Raw genomic sequence first — 19,176 nt, 5'->3', positions numbered from 1 at the left:
TAATCAAAATTAATCATTCTTTTGCGATCGGTCATGAGACGGATTGGCTGGAATTGCTAGCATGCGCCCTCGTTTCTAGGGAAAGGAGTATCGCAATAATGAGTCATGCTGCTGTCAATGACCGTCCGGCCAGCCCTCCCAAAGGTTGGTTGAACCGTTTCCTCAATGGCGTCGAGAAAGCCGGGAACAAATTACCCGACCCCGCCATGCTGTTCCTCTACGCCTTGCTGATCGTCTGGGTCGGCTCCTGGGTGTTGTCACAATTCCAGTTTGATCTGGTCAATCCCCGTACCGGGGAAGCGGTAGTGGTCAACAACCTGCTGACCGGTGCCGGTCTGGCCGAGTTTCTCTCCACCATGGTGACCACCTTTACCGGCTTTGCCCCGCTCGGGATCGTGCTGGTGGCCATGCTCGGGGTCGGGGTGGCCGAGCAGTCCGGTTTTATCAATACCGGTCTGAAAAAGTTGCTCAAAGTGACGCCTGCCCGTTTTCTCACTCCCATGCTGATCCTGGTAGCGATCGTCAGCCACACCGCCGCAGATGCGGGTTATGTGCTGGTGATCCCCATCGGTGGCATCATCTTCCACGCTGCCGGACGCCATCCGCTGGCGGGGATCGCCGCTGCCTTTGCCGGTGTCTCCGGCGGTTTTGCCGCCAACTTCCTGCCCTCCGGCGGGGATGCGTTGCTGCAGGGTTTTACCCAGTCCGCCGCTCAGTTGCTCGATCCTGACTACATGGTCAACACCCTGTGCAACATCATCTTTACCGGTGCCTCTTCGTTGCTGATCATCTGCGTCGGCTGGTTCGTCACCGAAAAGGTGGTGGAGCCGCGCCTCAAGCATGTGGCGCTCAACGAGGATCTGGAGAGTGCCGACGAGATGGGGTGCTACAGCGCGCAAGAGAGCCGGGCCTTCAACTGGGCCGGGTTTGCCATGCTGGCGGCTATCGTGCTGCTGGCGCTGGCGCTCTCCCCGAGCGACTCACCGCTGCGTGCTGCTGATGGCTCTCTGACCACCTTCGCCGCGCCAGTGATGAAGTCCATAGTGCCGCTCATCTTCCTGCTCTTTATCCTTCCCGGGATTGTCTACGGCTTTGTCGCAGGCAGCTTCAAGAGTGGCAAGGATGTGATCGATGCCATGTCGGCCACCATGAACAAGATGGGCTCCTACATGGTGATGGCCTTCTTCTGCGCGCTCTTTATCAAGGCGTTTGGTGACTCCAATCTGGGCACCCTGCTGGCCCTCTCCGGTGCCGAAGTGCTTCATGCGCTGGCGCTGCCCGGTGAAGTGACCATCGTCGGGATGATCCTGCTGACCGCCAGCGTCAATCTGGTGGTGGGGTCGGCTTCGGCCAAGTGGGCGCTGATCAGTCCGATCCTGGTACCCATGCTGATGGCGGTGGGGATCTCCCCCGAGCTGACCCAGGCGGCCTATCGGGTAGGGGATTCTGCCTCCAACATCATCACCCCGCTGATGGTCTTCTTCCCGCTGGTGGTGGTCTATTGCCAGCAGTATGTGAAGAGCACCGGGATCGGTACTCTGGTCTCCATGATGCTGCCTTACTCGCTTGCCTTCCTGGTGAGCTGGACGATTTTCCTGCTGCTCTACTGGGCGCTCGGCTTCCCGCTCGGGTTGCAAGCCCCTTACGTCTATCCGGCCCCTTAAGCTGGGTGTGCGAGGGAGCCTTGGGCTCCCTCGTTTTTTTCGCTATGGTGTTACCTCATTTTGGAGGTGCCATGAATCAGACCATCGATCTTATCCTTTCCCATCGCTCCATTCGTCAGTTCACTGCCGAGCCGATCGCCCCGCAGCAGCTGGATGCCATTCTCTCCGCCGCCCAGTCCGCCTCAACCTCGAGCTTTTTGCAGGTGACCAGTATTGTGCGAGTCTGCGAGCCCGAGGCGCGTCAGCAGTTGGCCATGCTGGCGGGCAATCAACCCTATGTGGTGCAGGCGGCCGAGTTTCTGGTGTTCTGGGCCGATTACCACCGCCACACCCAGATCGTGCCCGAGGCCCAGACCGGCTATGCGGAGCAGTTGCTGATCGGAGCCATCGACGGCGCCCTGATGGCGCAAAACGCCTTGCTGGCGGCGCAGTCGCTGGGGCTGGGCGGGGTCTATATCGGCGGCATTCGCAACCATCCGGCCGAGGTGAGCGAACTGCTCGGCTTGCCCCATCAGGTGATCCCGCTGTTTGGCCTCTGCCTTGGTCATCCTGCCCAGCAGCCGGAACAGAAACCCCGTCTGCCCAAGGGATTGGTGGTGCATCAGGAGCGCTACCAGCACGAGCTGGATCGCGACCTGCTGGCCCAGTACGATCAGCAGATCGCGGACTACTATCAGGCTCGCAGCAGCAACAACAAACAGCAGACCTGGAGCGGCCAGATCCGCGCCATTCTGGGCAAGGAGTCCCGTCCTTTCATGCTGGGATTCCTGCAATCGCGGGGCTTTAACCTCAAGTAATGGCGCTGATGGGCGATACTATGGGGAGGTGACCGTCATGGTCATCATCCCCTGATCCTGCAATCTCTCCCTGAGACCGGGGGCACAGCTTGGTGACAAATCGTGGGCAAGGGGGGATCTGCAGGCTACCTTAAGTGGGTAAGCTGTTGTAGGATCACGCAATTGGATAGGAACAGGGGTTTGGACATCCTATGATTTTAACTTTGGTATTGCTGTCTATTGGCGCACTCCTGTTTTTGGTTATCGCCTATAACGTGGTGCAGCAATATAAGCAGAAGGCAGAGGCGGACAAGCGTCACGCCGTTGCCAGACACAAGACGGTGGCCGACGAGACCGAAGAGGTGTTGCTGAACGTCAATCTGGTGCCTTTCTCCAAGAACATGGTGTTGCTGTTGCAGCACCGGATCCTCGATGCCTATCGCGCTATCGCCCAGGTGATGCCGAACAATCAGATCAAGCAGCGTATCGTTGATGTGCAGACCCAGATCAAGAATGTGCAGGAGAACTACAGCGTGCAGGATGAGGGTCAGTTCAAGACCCCGGAGTCCGATCGTCAGGCGATCCAGATGCTGCAGTTGGTCAAAAAGATGCGGGCCGTGCTGCGGGTAGAGCACAACAAGGGCAAGATTGACCCTCAGGGGTTTGCCCAAGAAGAGCGCCGCCTTGAGCTGATGCAGCTCAAGATCAACATCTCCAATCTGGTCAAGCGGGCGATGGATGCCCGCATTCAGGGCCAATATGGTACATGCCGCCAGCTCTATACCAAGGGTCTGTCGGCCATGGCGAGCGTGGGCGACAAGGATCCCTATCTGCTGGCCCGTGAAGAAGATATGCGTCAGGGGCTCAAGGAGCTTGAAGAGCAGCAGCAGCAAAACAGCGCGCAGGATCTGCAAAACATCAAGGACAAGGAAGCTGACGAGCTCGATGTCCTGTTTCAACCCAAGAAGAAATGGTAAGCATGTCCCACCCACTCGATTCCACACTGGGGCCAATGGCCCCATTTGTTTCTCAGCTGTTGGCCGAGCTGGCCGCCAGTGGCGTCACAATTTCCCGGCCAACGGTCGATCACCTCTGTTATCGGGCGGCTACCCTGCAGGAGTACTGCGCGCTATGTGCTGTGCTGGCTGAGGCAGGTACCTTGCTGGTGGAGGGTATGATTGGCGGACGTCCCATCGCCACCTATCAGTTGCATCAGCCGCTGTTGGCTGATGAGGTACAGGTACCCTGTATCGAGCTAGCTGCACCGAAACCGGGTCGCGTCCATCAGGCGGGGCTGGAACATATCGAGCTGGTGGTCACTTCACTGCAAGATCTGGTAGCGCGCTATCCCGAGCTGCCATTCAAAACCGGCAACATGCAGGATACCCGCAACCCTGATATTGGCCTGATGTTGCCTTCCGGCCAGATCAAGTTTCATCTGCGCTCGCTGGCTGAGGTGATCGCCGAAGAGGTGGCGACTGGTGCTGTGGTCGCGGTGCCTGCGGATTATTTCGATCAGGAGTGATCCTGCGCTCAATGCGGTGCGAGCCTGACAGGCTCTTGAATAATGCAGCAAAAGGGGTCACCGGTGTGACCCCTTTTGTTATCTGGCGGTGCTGGGTTGCGAGAGCGCCATCTGCTCGTGGGTGACCCTGTTTGCGCTGAGCCTGTTACCCGTGTCGGTGGGGTTGCTGGGCGGGCAGTGGCGATTGGTTTCGCTGCTTGAGATGGCCGAGCCAGAGGCTCAAGCCCGCCGTCAGGATGAGGACCAGTTCAATCCCCATGACCAGACCGCCCAGCTCGCCTTGCTCCCAGAAGGGGTGCAGGTAAAGCCCACCCAGACTGGCTCCCAGATAGTAGGCCACCAGATAGAGGGAGGAGGCGAGGGCGCGGTTGTGTTCGACATGATGACCGACCCAGGCGCTGGCGCAGGCGTGTGCCAGGAAAAAGCCGAAGCTGGAGATCAGCAAGCCACTCAGGATACCGAGCAGGCTAGCTTGCAGCAGCCACAGACTGCCGATAGCCATCAGCGCGATCCCCACTAGCAGCATGCGTTGTGCCCCCCAGCGGTTGGCAAAGCGGCCGCTCAGTGAGGAGGCCACCGTCCCCGAGAGATAGGTGAGAAACAGCATGCCGAGCCATTGGGTGGGCAGGGAGAAGGGGGGCTTGGCCAGCAAGAAGGTGAGGTAGCTGAACTGGTTCAGAAACACCATAAAGTTGAGGCCGCCAATCAGATAGGCCCCTACCAGCAAGGGATTGGTCAGGTGTTGTTGCAAGGCGCGAGCAAATTGGCCGCGAACGGGGGCGCTCGCCACAAAGCGGGTCTGATGGGGCAGCAGCCAGAAGACCAGCGGCAGCAGTAACAGGCTGATTACACCGATCCCCAGAAAGGTATGCTGCCAGTCGCCAAACCAGCCCGCCAACAGACCGCCGACCACCCGACCGGCAATGCCACCGAGGGAGTTGGCGGCAATATAGACCCCCACCGCCGAGAGGAGCGCCCGTTTGCTGAACTCTTCCCCCATATAGGCAATCGCGGTCGCGGGCAGTCCTGCCAGCAGCGCGCCCTGCAGGATGCGTAGCAGCAGCAGGGTGCCAAACTGCTCAACCAGCGGGATTAACAGTGAGAGCAGGATCGCCAGGGTGAGGGTACCCAGCATGACTTGCCGACGGCCATGGCGATCCGCCAGTCTGGCGCAGATCAGCAAGGAGGCGGCGAGGCCAGCAGTGCATCCTGCCAGGGTCCAGCTGGCCGAGAGGGAGTTGACCGAGAAGACCTCGGCGATCAGGGGTAACAGGGGATGGGTCTGGTAGAGGTTCAGAAACACCAGAAAAGAGCCTAGGCTGAGGGCCAGGGTTGCACGTATCCACTCGCGACTTCCAACTTCAATCATTGCGTATTGTCCTGACTACTTTTGGTCAGGGTAGAGCCCTTGCGGTTATAAATATAATATATTTAAGTTATCTATCTCATAAGATGAATTGATACATGGATCTGAAACAGCTCACCTATCTGCTGGCGGTCAGGGATGCCGGCTCATTTACCAAGGCAGCCAACAGTCTGCATGTGGCACAACCGGCCATCAGCATGGCCATCGCCAAGCTGGAGCAGCAGCTCGAATTGCGCCTGTTTGATCGACAGGATCGGGCGGTACGGCTCACCCCGGAGGGAGAGGTGCTCTGTCGCCATGCCGAGCGCTTGTTGTTGCAGATGCATCAGGCCGAGGCCGAGATGGCCGAGCTCAAGGGGCTGGAGCGGGGGGAAGTGCGGATCGGGATCCCCTACATGATGGGCTCCTACTATTTCCCCCCTCGTCTGATGGCCTTCAAGCATCGCTATCCCGGCCTCAAGATCCGGGTCGAAGAGGCCGGCACCCGTGAGCTGCTCAGCCGGATGGTGGATGGCTCCCTCGATCTGGCCATTCTCATCACCAGTGATCTCCCCCCCGCCATCGAGGGGGCACATCTGCTGAGTGAAGAGATGTTGATGGTGGTGGGGGACGATCACCCCTTGCGCGGCGAACCGGCCGTCACCCTCTCGCAGTTCTTTGCTCAGGAGCTGGCGCTGTTTCGCCGTGGCTTTTATCACCGGGAGCATATGGAGGCGCTGGCCCAGAGCCTGGGCGTTGAACCCGATATCGCCTTCGAGAGCAATCTTATCCCTCTGCTCAAGGCGGTGGTGCGGCAAGGCTTTGCGGTGACCACCTTCTTGCGGATGGTGCTGGAAGAGGAGCCGGATCTGAGTGGCGTACCCTTCGACCCGCCCATCTACCTAGACCTCTGTGTGGCGTGGCGGCGAGGTGATCCGCTCTCCATGGCCAACCGTGCCTTGCGCGATTTCCTACTCAAGGATCGCCCGGCCTGATGGCGGCGGGTCATTGCTGAAAGTTTGTTACTATTAACGGTGGGTTCGCTTGAGGGCTACACCATGAAATTGCAGCAATTGCGCTATATCGTCGAGGTGGCGAACCACAGGCTGAATCTGTCGGCCACCGCCGAGAGCCTCTTTACCTCCCAGCCCGGGATCAGCAAACAGGTGCGGATGCTGGAGGATGAGCTGGGGATCCAGATCTTCGAGCGCAGCGGCAAACACCTGACCCAGATCACCCCCATAGGTCGGGACGTGATCAAAGTGGCCGCGGAGGTGCTGGACAAGGTCGCCACCATTAAGGTCATGGCCAGGCAGCATGTGCATCCGGAGCAGGGAACTCTCACCATTGCCGCTACTCATCTACAAGCCCGTTATATTCTGCCCGCCATCCTCAAGGGTTTCATGGCCCGTTTTCCCAAAGTTGCCGTAACTGTGATGCAGGGGAGTGCGGCGCAGTGCCGCGCAGCCGTCCATGATGGCGCAGCCGATCTGCTGCTTGCCGATGAACCGGAGGAGGGGAGCGAGCTGCTCATGCTCCCCTCTTTTCAGTGGCAACGGGGCTTGGTGCTGCCCAAGGATCATCCGTTGGCCAAAGCAACATCGCTGACCCCGGCTGAGCTGGTGGAGTTTGCATTGGTGACCGATGGAAGGGCTCTCTTCACAGCTCAAGGCACTGATTGCGCTCATGCCGAGAGCCGGATCGCCTGCTGTGCGAGCGACAGCGATGTGCTCAAGACCTATGTCAGACAAGGGATGGGTATAGGGGTGATGGCAACCTTTGCCTGGGAGCCCCAGCGCGATGGCGATCTGGTGCTCAAAACGGCGCCCTGGCTACCAGGCGGTGTGGCCGCTATCGGGTTGCGCAGAGGGGCATTTTTATGTGGCTATCTCTACGATCTGATTGAACGTCTCGCGCCGCAATTGACCCACGAGCGGGTCGATCAATACTGCGCGGCCCGCACTGGCGAAGAGCTTGAAGCTCTGCTGGCCAATCTGACCGTACCACAGCGATAGCCAGGGTTGATGTGTGGTCGTCCCAAGAAAAACGCCTCCCAATGGGAGGCGTTTGACTATCTGGCATTCGTCAATGCAGGCTCATTTTTTGAGCATGTGATCCAGCTTGTTGGCCTTGGTCGACAGATAGAACTCGTTGTGGGGATTGCGCCCTTCCTGCAACGGTACCCGTTCGGCCACCGGAATACCGAAGGATTCCATCGCTTTCATCTTGCGCGGGTTGTTGGTCATCAGTTTGAGAGACTTGACTTCAAGCTGCTTGAGCATGTCGGCGCAGATGGTGTAATCGCGCATGTCGGCCGCAAAACCAAGGGCCACGTTGGCCTCCACGGTATCGGCACCCTGATCCTGCAGGTGATAGGCGCGGATCTTGTTGAGCAAGCCGATGCCACGACCCTCTTGACGCACATACAGCAATACGCCACGACCGGCTTTGGCGATATTCTCCATGGCCGCCTGCAACTGGAAACCGCAGTCACAACGCAAGCTGAACAGGGCGTCGCCGGTCAGGCACTCTGAGTGGATCCGGCCCAGCACGGGCTCGTCACCGGTAATGTCACCCATCACCAGTGCGGCGTGGTCTTTGCCTGTGCCGGTTTCCTGAAAACCTACCAGCGTGAAGGTGCCCCAGGGGGTTGGCAATTTGGATTTGGCCACGAGGGTAACGCTGCTCATAGGTTGCTCCTTACTACTAACGGCTCAAAAAAGGGGGCCAGTTTAGCGCGCCTTGTCAGGAACGACCATAAGAACAAGTCCCTGCATTGCTTAATGAAATCTCCAAATGAGATACAAGCACAGCTGTCCGGCGGGGTTTTGGCCCTTTGTGCGGATTGATGACTGCCAGGCTCACCACATTCGGGTATAATCGGCGCCCATTAACCCACCCCTTCGGGATGGGAGCAACACAGTGCAGGAGAGAAGTTATGCCTCAGATGGCCCCCGTAATGACAATTGATGGCCCCAGTGGTGCAGGTAAAGGCACCTTGTGTCAGCTGCTTGCTGAGAAGCTGGGTTGGCACTTGCTGGACTCGGGCGCCATCTATCGGGTGTTGTCCCTGGCCGCCCTGCATCACGATGTAGAGCTGGACAGTGAAGCCTCACTGGTGCCGCTGGCTGCCAATCTGGATGTGCAATTTCAGGTAGAAGGCGATCTGGTCAAGGTGATCTTGGAAGGGGAAGATGTCTCCCGCACCATTCGCACCGAAGAAGTGGGTAATGCTGCCAGTAAAATCGCCGCCTTCCCTCGGGTGCGCGAAGCCTTGCTGCGCCGTCAGCGGGCATTTCGTCAGGCCCCGGGTCTGATTGCCGATGGTCGTGACATGGGGACCGTGGTTTTTCCCGAGGCCGAGGTGAAGATTTTCCTCGACGCCAGTGCCGAAGAACGGGCCCAGCGTCGCTATAAGCAGTTGCAAGATAAGGGCTTTGATGTTAACTTTGAGCGTCTTTTAACCGAGATTCGGGAACGTGACGATCGCGACAGAAATCGCGCCACTGCACCCCTGAAACCGGCAGAAGATGCTCTGGTGGTAGACTCTACCGCCATGACAATAGATGAAGTGCTGGCAACAGTACTCGCCTATGCAGAGCAACAACTTGGTGATGCCAGCGCAAGCTGACATCCGGTCGTCTGCACCAAGGATGGCGCAGATTATTTAAAACAGCCCCGCTTGTGCCGGATTGCAAGTGGATGTTTCATTTGTGACATAAACAATGATCGAATCTTTTGCTCAACTCTTTGAAGAGTCCCTGAACGCCGTTGAAACCCGTCAAGGTTCTATCGTCAAGGGTACTGTCGTTGCTATCGAGAACGGTTTTGTACTGGTTGACGCCGGTCTGAAATCCGAGTCCGCTATCCCGGCTGAAGAATTCAAGAACGCCATGGGCGAGCTGGAAATCAACGTCGGCGACACCGTTGACGTGGCTCTGGACTCTATCGAAGATGGTTTCGGCGAAACCAAGCTGTCCCGCGAAAAAGCCAAGCGCCACGAAGCCTGGCTGCAGCTTGAGAAGGCTTACGAAGAGCAAGCTACCGTTATCGGTATCATCAACGGCAAGGTCAAGGGTGGTTTCACCGTTGAACTGAACGGCATCCGTGCCTTCCTGCCGGGTTCTCTGGTTGACGTGCGTCCGATCCGTGACACCGCTCACCTGGAAAACAAAGAACTCGAGTTCAAAGTCATCAAGCTGGACCAGAAGCGCAACAACGTTGTTGTTTCCCGTCGTGCCGTGATCGAGACCGAGAACACCTCCGAGCGTGAAAGCCTGCTGGCTAACCTGCAAGAAGGTCAAGAAGTTAAGGGTATCGTCAAGAACCTGACCGACTACGGTGCATTCGTAGATCTGGGCGGTGTTGACGGCCTGCTGCACATCACTGACATGGCGTGGAAGCGCGTTAAGCATCCTTCCGAAATCGTCAACGTTGGCGACGAGATCGCTGTCAAGGTTCTGAAGTTCGACCGCGAGCGTACCCGTGTATCCCTGGGTCTGAAGCAGCTGGGCGAAGATCCCTGGGTTGCTATCGCCAAGCGTTACCCGGAGACCACCCGTCTGTCTGGCCGCGTGACCAACCTGACCGACTACGGCTGCTTCGTTGAAATCGAAGAAGGCGTTGAAGGCCTGGTACACGTATCCGAGATGGATTGGACCAACAAGAACATCCACCCGTCCAAAGTTGTTAACGTTGGCGACGTGGTTGACGTGATGGTTCTGGACATCGACGAAGAGCGTCGTCGTATCTCCCTGGGTCTGAAGCAGTGCAAATCCAACCCGTGGCAGCTGTTTGCCGAAACTCACGCCAAAGGCGACCGTGTTTCCGGCAAGATCAAGTCCATCACTGACTTCGGTATCTTCATCGGTCTGGATGGCGGCATCGACGGCCTGGTTCACCTGTCTGACATCTCCTGGAACAACCAGGGCGAAGAAGCCGTGCGTGAATTCAAGAAAGGCGACGAGATCGAAGCCGTTGTTCTGCAAGTGGATCCGGAGCGTGAGCGCATCTCCCTGGGTGTCAAGCAGATCGAAGAAGACCCGTTCAACAAGTACCTGGCTGACAACAAGAAAGGTGCTATCGTGAAGGGTAAGGTTACCGAGGTTGATGCCAAAGGTGCCGTTATCGAACTGGCTGATGGCGTAGAAGGCTACCTGCGTGCCTCCGACGCTGCTCGTGACCGTGTAGAAGACGCCACTCTGGTGCTGTCTGTTGGTGACGAAGTTGAAGCTAAATTCATGGGCGTTGATCGTAAGAACCGCACCGTAAGCCTGTCTGTCCGTGCTAAGGACGAGGCTGATGAGCGTGTTGCTATCGATAACCTGAACCAGCAAGAAGAAGTTGTGTTCAGCAATGCTATGATGGAAGCGTTCAAAGCCGCCAAGGGTGAGTAATCCTTGATGCAAGAAAAGGGCGGCATTGCGCCGCCCTTTTTTATCCTGGCAAAATGAATATTGCATGTGATCGGGGAAGGAGATTTAACGTTATGACCAAATCAGATCTCATCGAACAACTGGCAGCCAGCCGCATGCATATGCCGGCCAAGGATGTCGAAGCCGCCATCAAGGAGATCCTTGAGCAGATGGCGTCGACCTTGCAAAACGGCGACCGGATTGAAATCCGCGGATTTGGCAGTTTTTCACTGCACTATCGTGCGCCCCGTGTGGGCCGCAACCCCAAGACTGGGGACAAGGTTGAACTGACCGGGAAATATGTCCCGCACTTCAAACCAGGCAAAGAGTTGCGCGAGCGCGTCAACATCGTTGAATGATGCAGAAATGGGCATACCTCGGGTATGCCTTTTTTGTTTTAGGCGCCGATTCCTGTGCCAATCGTCTTGTTTCTTAAACTCTTTTCCCATTCACTCTAGAGTCTGCCTGCGATTTTAAGGATAATCAGCCTCTCATTAGATACTGACAGGGAGCTCTTATGAAGCGTATTTTGGCCCTCATTCCGCTGGTGCTGGTGTTTGTTCTGACCCTGGCGCTGGGCTCACAAAATGGCCAGCTGGTTCAGTTCAATTACCTGATCGCTCAGGGTGAGTTTTCGCTTGCCATGCTGTTGGGCTTCTTCTTCGCTGGCGGTTTTTTGCTGGGCTGGCTGGTATTTGGCCTGCTGTTCCTGCGCCTGAAAATGCAAAACCGCACCCTCAACCGCACCATGCGTCGTCAATCCCGCGAGTTGGAGCTGGCCCGGTCACCGGGTAAGGAATAATGTTCCTCAATGCTTGAACTGCTTTTCCTGCTGTTGCCCATCGCCGCCGGTTATGGCTGGTACATGGGTCGCAGGAGTGTTCGCCAGGACACCCAGAAACAGAGTAACCAGTTTTCCCGCCAGTATGTGGCGGGCCTCAACTATTTGTTGTCCGATGAATCCGACAAGGCGGTGGATCTCTTTATCCAGCTGCTTGAGGTGGACAGTGAAACCATCGAAACACACCTCTCCCTCGGCAACCTGTTTCGCCAGCGTGGGGAGGTCGATCGTGCCATCAAGATCCACCAGAACCTGGTAACTCGCCAACTGACCCGGGAGCAGCGCCAGCTTGCCCTGCAGGAGCTGGCGCGCGACTTTCTTGCTGCTGGTCTGCTCGATCGGGCGGAAGCGCTCTGGAATGAGCTGTGTGATGACAGCGACTATGAAGAGACGGCGCTGGCACAGCTGTTGATCATCCATCAGCAGTTGCGGGATTGGGATAAGGCCATCGATGTGGCGGTTCGTCTGCAAAAATTCCAGGGCAAGAAGCTGGCCGACCCCATCTCCCATTTCTATTGCGAACAGGCCGAAACCGCGCTTCGTGAGGGCAATAAAGGGGAGGGGCTAGCCAAGCTCAAACGGGCGCTCAGTATCAATCCGGCATGTGCCCGGGCCAGTTTGCGCCTCGCTGAGCTCGCCATGGCAGAGGGGGAGTATGAGCAGGCCAGCAAGGAGCTGCTGCGGGTGTTCGAGCAGGATATCGACTTTGCCTCCGAGGCAATGCCCAAATTGCTCGAGTGCTATCAGCAGTTGGGGCGCACGCCTGCGTTGATCCCGCTGCTTGAGAAGGCGGTGGAAGATCACGCCGGTGTCAGCGTGACCCTGGCCCTTGCCAAGCTGGTTGAAGAGCGTGATGGCCTGAGTCAGGCCCGTTCGCTGGTGCTGCGTCAGCTGCGTCGTCATCCGTCGATGAAAGGTTTTTACCAGTTGGTGGGTTTTCAACTGGCCAGTGCGGAGGAGGGGCCTGCCAAGGAGAGCCTCGAGCTGCTGCAACAGCTGGTCGGCGAGCAGATAAAAATCAAGTCAACCCACAAGTGTCGGCAATGCGGCTTTGCCACTCACTCGCTGTTCTGGCAGTGCCCGTCTTGTCGCCAGTGGGGTTCCATCAAGCCGATCCGTGGTCTGGACGGTGAATAACAAGCAATAGGATGTGAGATGCAAGATCCCAAAGTACTGGTAGCGCTGGATTATCAGCACGAGGCAGATGCCTTAGCGTTCGTTGAACGTATCTCTCCGGCCCAGTGCCGTCTCAAGGTAGGCAAGGAGATGTTTACCCTGTTTGGCCCGCAGTTTGTACGCCAGCTGGTGGCCAAGGGATTCGATGTCTTTCTGGATCTGAAATTTCACGATATTCCCAATACCGTTGCCAAAGCCGTGGCAGCCAGTGCCGAGCTCGGTGTCTGGATGGTCAACGTGCATGCCAGTGGTGGTGAGCGGATGATGCGTGCCGCCAAAGAGGCGCTGCTGCCTTATGGCGACAAGGCGCCATTGTTGATCGGGGTGACCGTACTGACCAGCATGGAGCAGTCCGACATGATCCCTCTTGGTCTGGATGTGAGCCCTGCCGAGCAGGTGATCCGGCTGGCTACCTTGACCAAGGCATCCGGCTTGGATGGGGTTGTCTGCTCTGCCAACGAGGCCCATGAGTTGAAAGCCTTGCTGGGCGAAGATTTCAAGCTGGTGACCCCGGGTATTCGCCCAACTGGTTCAGCGGCCGGGGATCAGCGCCGGGTGATGACACCGAAAGCGGCGGTCGAGGCGGGGTCCGATTATCTGGTTATCGGTCGCCCCATTACGCAGGCTGCCGATCCGGCCGCCATGCTGGCCAGCATCAATGCCGAGCTGGCTGGTGCGTAACAGGCTCACTCAGTGATACGCGGTGCAGGCCGAGTAACAGGCCTGCACCGGCCCCGATAAGATGAGAGCCGATGTGTACCCGGGCATTGATCAGGGTGGATATCGGGCTCTCTCCTGCGTTGTAGAAGTCCATCGCCAGCTTGAGCCCCATCCCTGCCAACAGTAGCCAGCCCGACGTGCGGCGTCCGTGGCGGATATCCTGCATTGCCCCCCAGACAAACAGACCATGCAGCGAGCCGGATAGCCCCATGTACCACTGGGTCTGCGGGCACCACCACCAGATCCCCAAGCCCACAGCCAACCAGAGCAGCAACATCAGCAGCGGCAGGCGAGCCCCACCCAGATAGTCGCGAAACAGGCTATAGAGGATGGCGAGGCCGCCCAGATTGAGCAGCAGGTGCCACAGATTGGTATGAGCCAGATTGCCTGTTATGATCCGCCACCCTTCGCCCCCGGCGATCAAGGGCCGATCGAAGGAGAGCTGAAGATTGGGAACGGTAAAGAAGAGTAGCAAGCTGGTGAGAGAGAGCGTGATAACCCAGAGCAATCCAGATTTGTCTGACAACATGAAACAGTCCAACGATAAGAACAGTCGATACTGTACACGTTGCACCCGAGCCCTCAAAGCCTGCCTGTGCGATTATATTGTGCCTGTTGACAATCACACGCCCCTCTACATCTTGCAGCACCCCAACGAGGTGGCACATCCCAAGGGGACCGCGGCGCTGCTGGCGGCCTCTTTGCAACAGTGCGAGATCCATGTGGGGGAGGACTTTTCCCGCGATGAGTGGCTCAATGGGTTGCTTGCAGATCCTTCCCGTCGCTGCTATCTACTCTGGCCGGATGAGGATGCCATTTCGCTGACCGATCTTCGCCAACAGCGGGAGAGTGAATCCTCTGGCAAAACGTCCATCGCCTTTATCTTGCTCGACGGCACCTGGCGCAAAGCCTATCGCATGTTGCAGAGCAACCCGGCACTGGCCCGCTTGCCCCGCATCGGCATTGGTGCCATTGCCGGTCAATATGCCATTCGAAAGAAACCCTTTCCCGATGCCCTCTCTACCATAGAGGCGGGCTATCACCTCTTGTCCCGGTGGGAGGGGAGGCCGGAGCGCTATGCGCCCTTGCTGACCCTGTTCAATCGGTTGAATACCCAGTGGCAGGACTTTGCCGAAGGCCGCCGCGCGTGACAATTCAAGGAGTTATCAAGATGAAAAAAGCAGTCGTGGTTTTCAGCGGCGGTCAGGACAGCACTACTTGTCTGGTGCAGGCATTGGCCCGGTATGATGAAGTGCACGCTATCACCTTTGACTATGGCCAGCGCCATCGGGAAGAGATCGACACCGCGCGTCGTCTGGTCAGTGCACTGGGGATCGCCGCCCACAAGGTGATGGATGTGACGCTGCTCAATGAGCTGGCGGTCTCTGCCCTGACCCGTGACGACATCCCGGTCAGCTGCGAGCTGCAGGATAACGGGCTGCCCAACACCTTCGTGCCGGGCCGCAATATCCTGTTCCTGACCCTGGCCTCTATCTATGCCTATCAGGTGGGCGCCGAAGCGGTGATCACCGGTGTATGCGAGACCGACTTCTCCGGCTATCCCGATTGCCGTGACGAGTTTGTCAAGGCCCTCAATCAGGCGGTGTCGCTCGGGCTGGATCGCGGCATCCGTTTTGAAACTCCCTTGATGTGGCTCGACAAGGCCGAAACCTGGGCACTGGCGGATCACTATGGTCACCTCGACACGGTGCGCCAGCAGACCCTGACCTGCTACAACGGCATTGCCGGTGACGGTTGCGGCACGTGTCCTGCGTGTGAACTGCGCAGTCGCGGCCTGAACAACTATCTGGCCGACAAGGTGGGCATCATGGCCAGACTGTTTGAGAAAACCGGGCTGGGCGAGAAAAGCGCAGAGTGAGCCTGCGTCTTGCCGTGGCTTGGGGTATAATCCGCGACTTTTGCAACAAGCCGTGATCGAGATGCACTACCCAATCAACGAGATTTTCCAGACCATCCAGGGGGAGGGCATCTTTACCGGCCTGCCCGCCATCTTTGTTCGCCTGCAGGGTTGCCCGGTGGGCTGCCCTTGGTGCGATACCCGTCATACCTGGGTTGTTGATCCGGCTCGTGAAGTGGGTAAGGCGGCGGTACTGGATCGTTCCAACGAATCCGAATGCTGGAGCCAACTCAGCACCGCGCAGATTATCAAGAGCTTTGGCGATCTGGGTTATCAGGCGCGCCACGTGGTGATCACCGGTGGGGAACCCTGCCTCTACGATCTGCACGAACTCTCGTCAGCCCTGCTGGCGGCGGGTTATCAGGTGCAGATTGAAACCAGTGGCACCAGCGAGATCAAGACCCATGAGCAGACCTGGGTGACCGTCTCCCCCAAAATTGGCATGAAAGGGGGGCTGCCTGTGCTGGTCTCGGCGCTGGAGCGGGCCAACGAGATCAAGCATCCGGTGGCCACCGAGCACCATATTGAAGAGCTAGATGCGCTGCTCGCTACTGCTACTCTGCGCCCTGATGTGGTCATTGCCTTGCAGCCGATCAGCCAGAAGCCAAGGGCCACCCAATTGGCGATGGATACCTGTATTGCGCGTAACTGGCGACTCTCAATCCAGACTCATAAATATCTGGATATCGATTAATATGGATTGGCTATCCGACGAACAGGTACTGCTGACCCTGACCAACAAGATGCCTTACGGTAAATATCAGGGGCGGCGTATCATCGATATTCCCGAGCCCTATCTGGTGTGGATGGCGCACAGCGGTTTTCCAGCGGGTAAATTGGGCCAGACGCTGGCGCTGGCTTACGAAATCAAACTCAATGGACTTGAGTCCATGATTATTCCCATTATTAACAGGATGTCGGTATGAGAATATATACGAGGCAGGGCGATAAGGGCATGACCCGGCTGGCCGATGGTATCCAGTTGCCCAAGGATCATTTGCGGGTCGAGACCTACGGTTATATCGATGAGCTCAACTCCCATATTGGCTTGCTGATTTGTGATGTGCCGTCGCAAGAGATCGGTTTATTGGCTGATTTACAGCTGTTGCAACAGGAGTTGTTTGATCTGGGGGGGGAGTTGGCATTCTCCAGCGACGCCCAGAATGAATCAATTTGGCAAGTTAATGCCGCCTGGACCACTCGCCTTGAACAGCAGATAGATCGTTATAGTGAGCCATTGCCGCCGCTGCGCCAATTTATATTGCCCGGTGGTTCCCGTGCCGCGGCGCAAGCACATGTGGTGCGTACTCTGGTGCGTCATTGCGAGCGCTTGCTGCTGACATTGAGCCGGGAAGAGCGGGTCAATCCCGAGGTGCTGCCCTATCTGAACCGGATGAGTGACTGGTTCTTTACCGTTGCCCGCTATCTCATCTGCGTGGCAGGGGATCGTGAAGTGCTGTGGGTCAAGGCAGCAGATCGCCCGCAATCGGCTATCTGATATGTCACATTTAAGCGGCAATAAAAAACCTCGCCTTGGCGAGGTTTTTTATTAGCAACGAGATTGAGATCAGATAGCAAAGTCTTCCAGTGATTTGCCTGCTGCCACTGCGCTGGCAATAGCCGAAGGCATACGGCCCTGGCCGGTCCAGGTTTTCTCTACGCCATTATCCTGATAGCGATATTTGGCAGGACGTGGCGCCCGCTTTGTTTTTTCGGTCTTGCCAGATGTTGTTGCAACGGCATTGACCAGCTCGGCCGGGTCAATACCGGCGGCTTTCAGCATTTCGCTATATTCGTTAATTTTCCGCAGATGCTCTTCACGGGCCTGACGCTCGGCAGCTTCATCCTGCTGACGCTCAGCAACGATCGCAGAGAGTTTTTCCAGTGCCTCTTCCAGTTGTTCCAGAGAAAGTTCGCGGCAGGTCGCACGCAGACTGCGGATATTAAGCAGTACCTTTAAAAATTCATTCATAGGAGTTACCACGTCGAGTCAGAGAAAAATATTATGTTCCAGCTGATTCTTGCTTGGCGATTTAAATAAGTCAAGCCGGGTTAAATATAATATCCGTGGGGAACATCAATACAGATATTTAATATGGCCTGCAATAGGCTTGGAGATTGGATGCCAATGAAACCGCAGTAGGTGAAAATAGCGTCAAAACAGGCGTTGTTGCATCATTTGACTACCATTTTTCGACCTTGAACTGTTTATCGTGACTATTTAATCAAAAAACTTGCTATAAGCTGCCATCTCGATAAAATGTGCGGCGAATACCTTTAAGTAGAGGCGCGCTGCCTATGAGTATTTGTGCGGAGGGTGATGCCTGTGATGCACAAGGAAAGGAGTCAGCGCCGAAGTGGCCAGGCCATCATACCGGGCTGCTGGTTCTGCATCTAATAGGTGCAGGACTGCCATAGTCATCCACTATGGAGCGCTACCTGAAGGGGCTGAGGAGTATAACCTCCCCATAGGTTTTGTTTCTTTAGATCCTCTCGGTAGATCTCCACCTGTAATCTTTAGGTGCAAAGAGATCATGGACATTAGTCATTTCGCCGACTCCGGTTGGTCCGTTCTTCCCCCCCTGTTGGCTGTCGCGCTGGCGATCCTAACCCGCCGCGTACTGTTGTCCCTTGGTGTGGGCATCGTCACCGGCAGTTTGCTGCTCAATCAGTTTTCGCCCCTCGAATCCCTGCATTACATGTTGAATACCGTGCTCAAGATCTTCTGGGTCGATGGTGCGCTCAATCGTGACAACGTCAACATGATCCTGTTTATGCTGCTGCTGGGCGGCCTCATCAGCCTGATGAGCGTCTCCGGGGCGACCCGTGCCTTTGCCGAGTGGGCCGAGCGTCGTGCCAAGACCCGCAAGGGCGCCAAAGCGCTGACCGGCATGATGGTGTTTGCCTTCTTTATCGATGACTTCTTCCACAGCCTGTCGGTGGGGGCCATCTGCCGTCCGGTGACCGACCGCTTCCAGATCTCTCGTGCCAAACTGGCCTATCTGCTGGACTCCACCGCGGCGCCAGTCTGCGTGCTGATGCCCATCTCCTCTTGGGGCGCCTATATCATCGCTCTGGTTGGCGGCATCATGGCGGCCCATGGTCTGACCGAACAGAGCCCCATCGCGGCATTTGTCGAGATGATCCCGATGAACCTCTACGCCGTCTTCACCCTGATCATGGTGCTGGTGGTGATTGCATTCCAACTCGACATCGGCCCGATGCGTCAACACGAAGCGTGGGCACTGGAAGGCAAGCTGTGGGATGAGTCCAAGGGCCGCCCCATCGGTCTGGATATGGAGAGCCCGGAGGAGAGCAACGGCGGCATGATCGACATGGTACTGCCGATCCTGACCCTGACTGCGGCCACCATCTATTTCATGATTGATTCCGGTGCTGCGGTGCTGAGCGAGAAAGGGCTGCCTTTCAGCGTGCTCGGCTCGTTCGAAAATACCAACGTCGGCTCTTCGCTGGTCTACGGTGCCCTGTGCAGTCTGGTGGTCTCCATCGGTCTGGCGATGCGCCTGAAGCTGGGTGCCAAGAACTGGATCAAGGCCGCGCCGCAAGGCGTCATGGCCATGCTGCCAGCCATCAACATCCTGCTGTTTGCCTGGACCATAGGTGCCGTGGTGCGCGACGTTGAGACCGGCAAGTACCTGGCTTCGCTGGCTAACGGCAACCTGCCGATCGAAGTGCTACCTGCCGTGGTCTTTATCCTCTCCTGTGCCATGGCGTTTGCTACCGGTACCAGCTGGGGTACCTTCGGCATCATGCTGCCGCTGGCCGGTGACATGGCC

22 protein-coding genes and 1 riboswitch are annotated in these 19,176 nt (G+C 57.1%); of the genes, 18 read left to right on the top strand and 4 right to left on the bottom strand.

Translation table 11 applies throughout. The features are described from left to right. The first annotated feature begins 98 nt into the window (after positions 1-98). The 4 genes from L972_RS11580 to L972_RS11565 all read left to right on the top strand — a co-directional run bounded on the left by L972_RS11580 (position 99) and on the right by L972_RS11565 (position 3,965). Entirely contained in the window at positions 99-1,664 is a 1,566-nt protein-coding gene (locus L972_RS11580) for an AbgT family transporter (protein ID WP_047438357.1), read from the top strand. A gap of 71 nt (positions 1,665-1,735) precedes the next feature. Further along, the gene (gene nfsA, locus L972_RS11575) at positions 1,736-2,461 is read left to right on the top strand and encodes an oxygen-insensitive NADPH nitroreductase (RefSeq protein WP_047438356.1); all 726 of its coding nucleotides are present in this window, start codon (positions 1,736-1,738) and stop codon (positions 2,459-2,461) included. A gap of 191 nt (positions 2,462-2,652) precedes the next feature. Continuing rightward, entirely contained in the window at positions 2,653-3,417 is a 765-nt protein-coding gene (locus L972_RS11570; protein ID WP_047438354.1) for a hypothetical protein, read from the top strand. Next, positions 3,411-3,965 (top strand): VOC family protein, encoded by a 555-nt coding sequence (locus tag L972_RS11565; protein ID WP_047438352.1) that lies wholly within the window; start codon positions 3,411-3,413, stop codon positions 3,963-3,965. The genes L972_RS11570 and L972_RS11565 overlap by 7 nt, the downstream gene beginning before the upstream one ends. Before the next feature lie 145 nt (positions 3,966-4,110). Here the strand turns inward: L972_RS11565 and L972_RS11560 are convergent, their stop codons facing one another. Next, the gene (locus tag L972_RS11560) at positions 4,111-5,334 is read right to left on the bottom strand and encodes an MFS transporter (protein ID WP_047438351.1); all 1,224 of its coding nucleotides are present in this window, start codon (positions 5,332-5,334) and stop codon (positions 4,111-4,113) included. A gap of 95 nt (positions 5,335-5,429) precedes the next feature. Between L972_RS11560 and L972_RS11555 the strand changes: the two genes are divergently transcribed. Both L972_RS11555 and L972_RS11550 read left to right on the top strand, forming a co-directional pair. Beyond that, positions 5,430-6,305 carry a LysR family transcriptional regulator gene (locus L972_RS11555; RefSeq protein WP_042053074.1) on the top strand — a complete coding sequence of 292 codons (876 nt, stop codon included), beginning with the start codon at positions 5,430-5,432 and terminating at the stop codon, positions 6,303-6,305. Positions 6,306-6,368: 63 nt separating this feature from the next. Beyond that, positions 6,369-7,325: a LysR substrate-binding domain-containing protein gene (locus L972_RS11550; RefSeq protein ID WP_047438346.1), complete on the top strand. Its 957-nt coding sequence runs from the start codon at positions 6,369-6,371 to the stop codon at positions 7,323-7,325. Positions 7,326-7,406: 81 nt separating this feature from the next. On the opposite strand, the gene ribA is transcribed toward L972_RS11550, so the two are convergent. Then, positions 7,407-8,000: a GTP cyclohydrolase II gene (gene ribA, locus L972_RS11545; RefSeq protein WP_005351157.1), complete on the bottom strand. Its 594-nt coding sequence runs from the start codon at positions 7,998-8,000 to the stop codon at positions 7,407-7,409. A gap of 248 nt (positions 8,001-8,248) precedes the next feature. Here ribA and cmk point away from each other — a divergent pair, with 248 nt between their 5' ends. The 6 genes from cmk to pyrF all read left to right on the top strand — a co-directional run bounded on the left by cmk (position 8,249) and on the right by pyrF (position 13,422). Next, positions 8,249-8,941, top strand: a complete 693-nt coding sequence (gene cmk / locus L972_RS11540) for a (d)CMP kinase (RefSeq protein ID WP_019444698.1) — start codon at positions 8,249-8,251, stop codon at positions 8,939-8,941. Between the two features lie 94 nt (positions 8,942-9,035). Beyond that, on the top strand, positions 9,036-10,706 hold the full coding sequence (gene rpsA / locus L972_RS11535; protein ID WP_005337148.1) for a 30S ribosomal protein S1: 1,671 nt from the start codon (positions 9,036-9,038) through the stop codon (positions 10,704-10,706). A 92-nt stretch (positions 10,707-10,798) separates the two neighbouring features. Further along, positions 10,799-11,083: an integration host factor subunit beta gene (gene ihfB / locus L972_RS11530; protein WP_005337145.1), complete on the top strand. Its 285-nt coding sequence runs from the start codon at positions 10,799-10,801 to the stop codon at positions 11,081-11,083. Between the two features lie 158 nt (positions 11,084-11,241). Then, the gene (locus tag L972_RS11525) at positions 11,242-11,526 is read left to right on the top strand and encodes a LapA family protein (RefSeq protein WP_005337143.1); all 285 of its coding nucleotides are present in this window, start codon (positions 11,242-11,244) and stop codon (positions 11,524-11,526) included. Positions 11,527-11,535: 9 nt separating this feature from the next. After that, positions 11,536-12,702, top strand: coding sequence for a lipopolysaccharide assembly protein LapB (gene lapB / locus L972_RS11520; protein WP_047438342.1), 1,167 nt, complete (start codon positions 11,536-11,538; stop codon positions 12,700-12,702). Positions 12,703-12,720: 18 nt separating this feature from the next. Next, positions 12,721-13,422, top strand: a complete 702-nt coding sequence (pyrF, locus tag L972_RS11515; RefSeq protein WP_047438340.1) for an orotidine-5'-phosphate decarboxylase — start codon at positions 12,721-12,723, stop codon at positions 13,420-13,422. On the opposite strand, the gene rrtA is transcribed toward pyrF, so the two are convergent. Beyond that, the gene (gene rrtA, locus L972_RS11510) at positions 13,397-13,990 is read right to left on the bottom strand and encodes a rhombosortase (protein WP_074042643.1); all 594 of its coding nucleotides are present in this window, start codon (positions 13,988-13,990) and stop codon (positions 13,397-13,399) included. The genes pyrF and rrtA overlap by 26 nt on opposite strands. Here rrtA and L972_RS11505 point away from each other — a divergent pair. From L972_RS11505 to L972_RS11485, 5 genes are all read left to right on the top strand, one after another. Beyond that, positions 13,989-14,612, top strand: coding sequence for a tRNA-uridine aminocarboxypropyltransferase (locus L972_RS11505; RefSeq protein WP_047438339.1), 624 nt, complete (start codon positions 13,989-13,991; stop codon positions 14,610-14,612). The two genes, rrtA and L972_RS11505, sit on opposite strands and share 2 nt — an antisense overlap. A 20-nt stretch (positions 14,613-14,632) precedes the next feature. Continuing rightward, entirely contained in the window at positions 14,633-15,340 is a 708-nt protein-coding gene (gene queC / locus L972_RS11500; RefSeq protein ID WP_047438337.1) for a 7-cyano-7-deazaguanine synthase QueC, read from the top strand. A gap of 61 nt (positions 15,341-15,401) precedes the next feature. Beyond that, entirely contained in the window at positions 15,402-16,073 is a 672-nt protein-coding gene (gene queE, locus L972_RS11495; protein WP_047438336.1) for a 7-carboxy-7-deazaguanine synthase QueE, read from the top strand. Between the two features lies 1 nt (position 16,074). Next, positions 16,075-16,305, top strand: a complete 231-nt coding sequence (locus tag L972_RS11490) for a DUF3820 family protein (protein WP_047438333.1) — start codon at positions 16,075-16,077, stop codon at positions 16,303-16,305. After that, positions 16,302-16,877 (top strand): cob(I)yrinic acid a,c-diamide adenosyltransferase, encoded by a 576-nt coding sequence (locus L972_RS11485; RefSeq protein WP_005351171.1) that lies wholly within the window; start codon positions 16,302-16,304, stop codon positions 16,875-16,877. Before L972_RS11490 ends, L972_RS11485 begins: the two co-directional genes overlap by 4 nt. 69 nt (positions 16,878-16,946) lie before the next feature. Here L972_RS11485 and L972_RS11480 read toward each other — a convergent pair whose 3' ends face one another. Continuing rightward, on the bottom strand, positions 16,947-17,351 hold the full coding sequence (locus tag L972_RS11480; RefSeq protein WP_047438330.1) for an H-NS family histone-like protein: 405 nt from the start codon (positions 17,349-17,351) through the stop codon (positions 16,947-16,949). 302 nt (positions 17,352-17,653) lie between these two features. After that, a riboswitch (Lysine riboswitch) is annotated at positions 17,654-17,825 on the top strand. Between the two features lie 88 nt (positions 17,826-17,913). Here L972_RS11480 and L972_RS11475 point away from each other — a divergent pair. After that, positions 17,914-19,176: Na+/H+ antiporter NhaC family protein (locus L972_RS11475; RefSeq protein ID WP_047438400.1), on the top strand; the 1,263-nt coding region annotated here is incomplete at its 3' end.

This window comes from Aeromonas sp. ZOR0001 (genome assembly GCF_000801015.1).
Taxonomy (GTDB): domain Bacteria; phylum Pseudomonadota; class Gammaproteobacteria; order Enterobacterales; family Aeromonadaceae; genus Aeromonas; species Aeromonas veronii.
Note: the sequence above shows the minus strand (reverse complement) of the source record. Positions and strands in the feature narration are given on the sequence as shown.

Excerpts from the sequence above, each read along its gene's own strand:
- nfsA (WP_047438356.1), top strand. The coding sequence starts at position 1,736 with ATGAATCAGACCATCGATCTTATCCTTTCCCATCGCTCCATTCGTCAG.
- L972_RS11555 (WP_042053074.1), top strand. The coding sequence starts at position 5,430 with ATGGATCTGAAACAGCTCACCTATCTGCTGGCGGTCAGGGATGCCGGC.
- L972_RS11505 (WP_047438339.1), top strand. The coding sequence starts at position 13,989 with ATGAAACAGTCCAACGATAAGAACAGTCGATACTGTACACGTTGCACC.
- L972_RS11485 (WP_005351171.1), top strand. The coding sequence starts at position 16,302 with ATGAGAATATATACGAGGCAGGGCGATAAGGGCATGACCCGGCTGGCC.
- pyrF (WP_047438340.1), top strand. The coding sequence starts at position 12,721 with ATGCAAGATCCCAAAGTACTGGTAGCGCTGGATTATCAGCACGAGGCA.
- L972_RS11580 (WP_047438357.1), top strand. The coding sequence starts at position 99 with ATGAGTCATGCTGCTGTCAATGACCGTCCGGCCAGCCCTCCCAAAGGT.
- rpsA (WP_005337148.1), top strand. The coding sequence starts at position 9,036 with ATGATCGAATCTTTTGCTCAACTCTTTGAAGAGTCCCTGAACGCCGTT.
- queE (WP_047438336.1), top strand. The coding sequence starts at position 15,402 with ATGCACTACCCAATCAACGAGATTTTCCAGACCATCCAGGGGGAGGGC.
- L972_RS11565 (WP_047438352.1), top strand. The coding sequence starts at position 3,411 with ATGGTAAGCATGTCCCACCCACTCGATTCCACACTGGGGCCAATGGCC.
- ihfB (WP_005337145.1), top strand. The coding sequence starts at position 10,799 with ATGACCAAATCAGATCTCATCGAACAACTGGCAGCCAGCCGCATGCAT.
- L972_RS11525 (WP_005337143.1), top strand. The coding sequence starts at position 11,242 with ATGAAGCGTATTTTGGCCCTCATTCCGCTGGTGCTGGTGTTTGTTCTG.
- L972_RS11550 (WP_047438346.1), top strand. The coding sequence starts at position 6,369 with ATGAAATTGCAGCAATTGCGCTATATCGTCGAGGTGGCGAACCACAGG.
- L972_RS11560 (WP_047438351.1), bottom strand. The coding sequence starts at position 5,334 with ATGATTGAAGTTGGAAGTCGCGAGTGGATACGTGCAACCCTGGCCCTC.
- cmk (WP_019444698.1), top strand. The coding sequence starts at position 8,249 with ATGCCTCAGATGGCCCCCGTAATGACAATTGATGGCCCCAGTGGTGCA.
- L972_RS11490 (WP_047438333.1), top strand. The coding sequence starts at position 16,075 with ATGGATTGGCTATCCGACGAACAGGTACTGCTGACCCTGACCAACAAG.
- ribA (WP_005351157.1), bottom strand. The coding sequence starts at position 8,000 with ATGAGCAGCGTTACCCTCGTGGCCAAATCCAAATTGCCAACCCCCTGG.
- lapB (WP_047438342.1), top strand. The coding sequence starts at position 11,536 with ATGCTTGAACTGCTTTTCCTGCTGTTGCCCATCGCCGCCGGTTATGGC.
- rrtA (WP_074042643.1), bottom strand. The coding sequence starts at position 13,990 with ATGTTGTCAGACAAATCTGGATTGCTCTGGGTTATCACGCTCTCTCTC.
- L972_RS11480 (WP_047438330.1), bottom strand. The coding sequence starts at position 17,351 with ATGAATGAATTTTTAAAGGTACTGCTTAATATCCGCAGTCTGCGTGCG.
- L972_RS11570 (WP_047438354.1), top strand. The coding sequence starts at position 2,653 with ATGATTTTAACTTTGGTATTGCTGTCTATTGGCGCACTCCTGTTTTTG.
- queC (WP_047438337.1), top strand. The coding sequence starts at position 14,633 with ATGAAAAAAGCAGTCGTGGTTTTCAGCGGCGGTCAGGACAGCACTACT.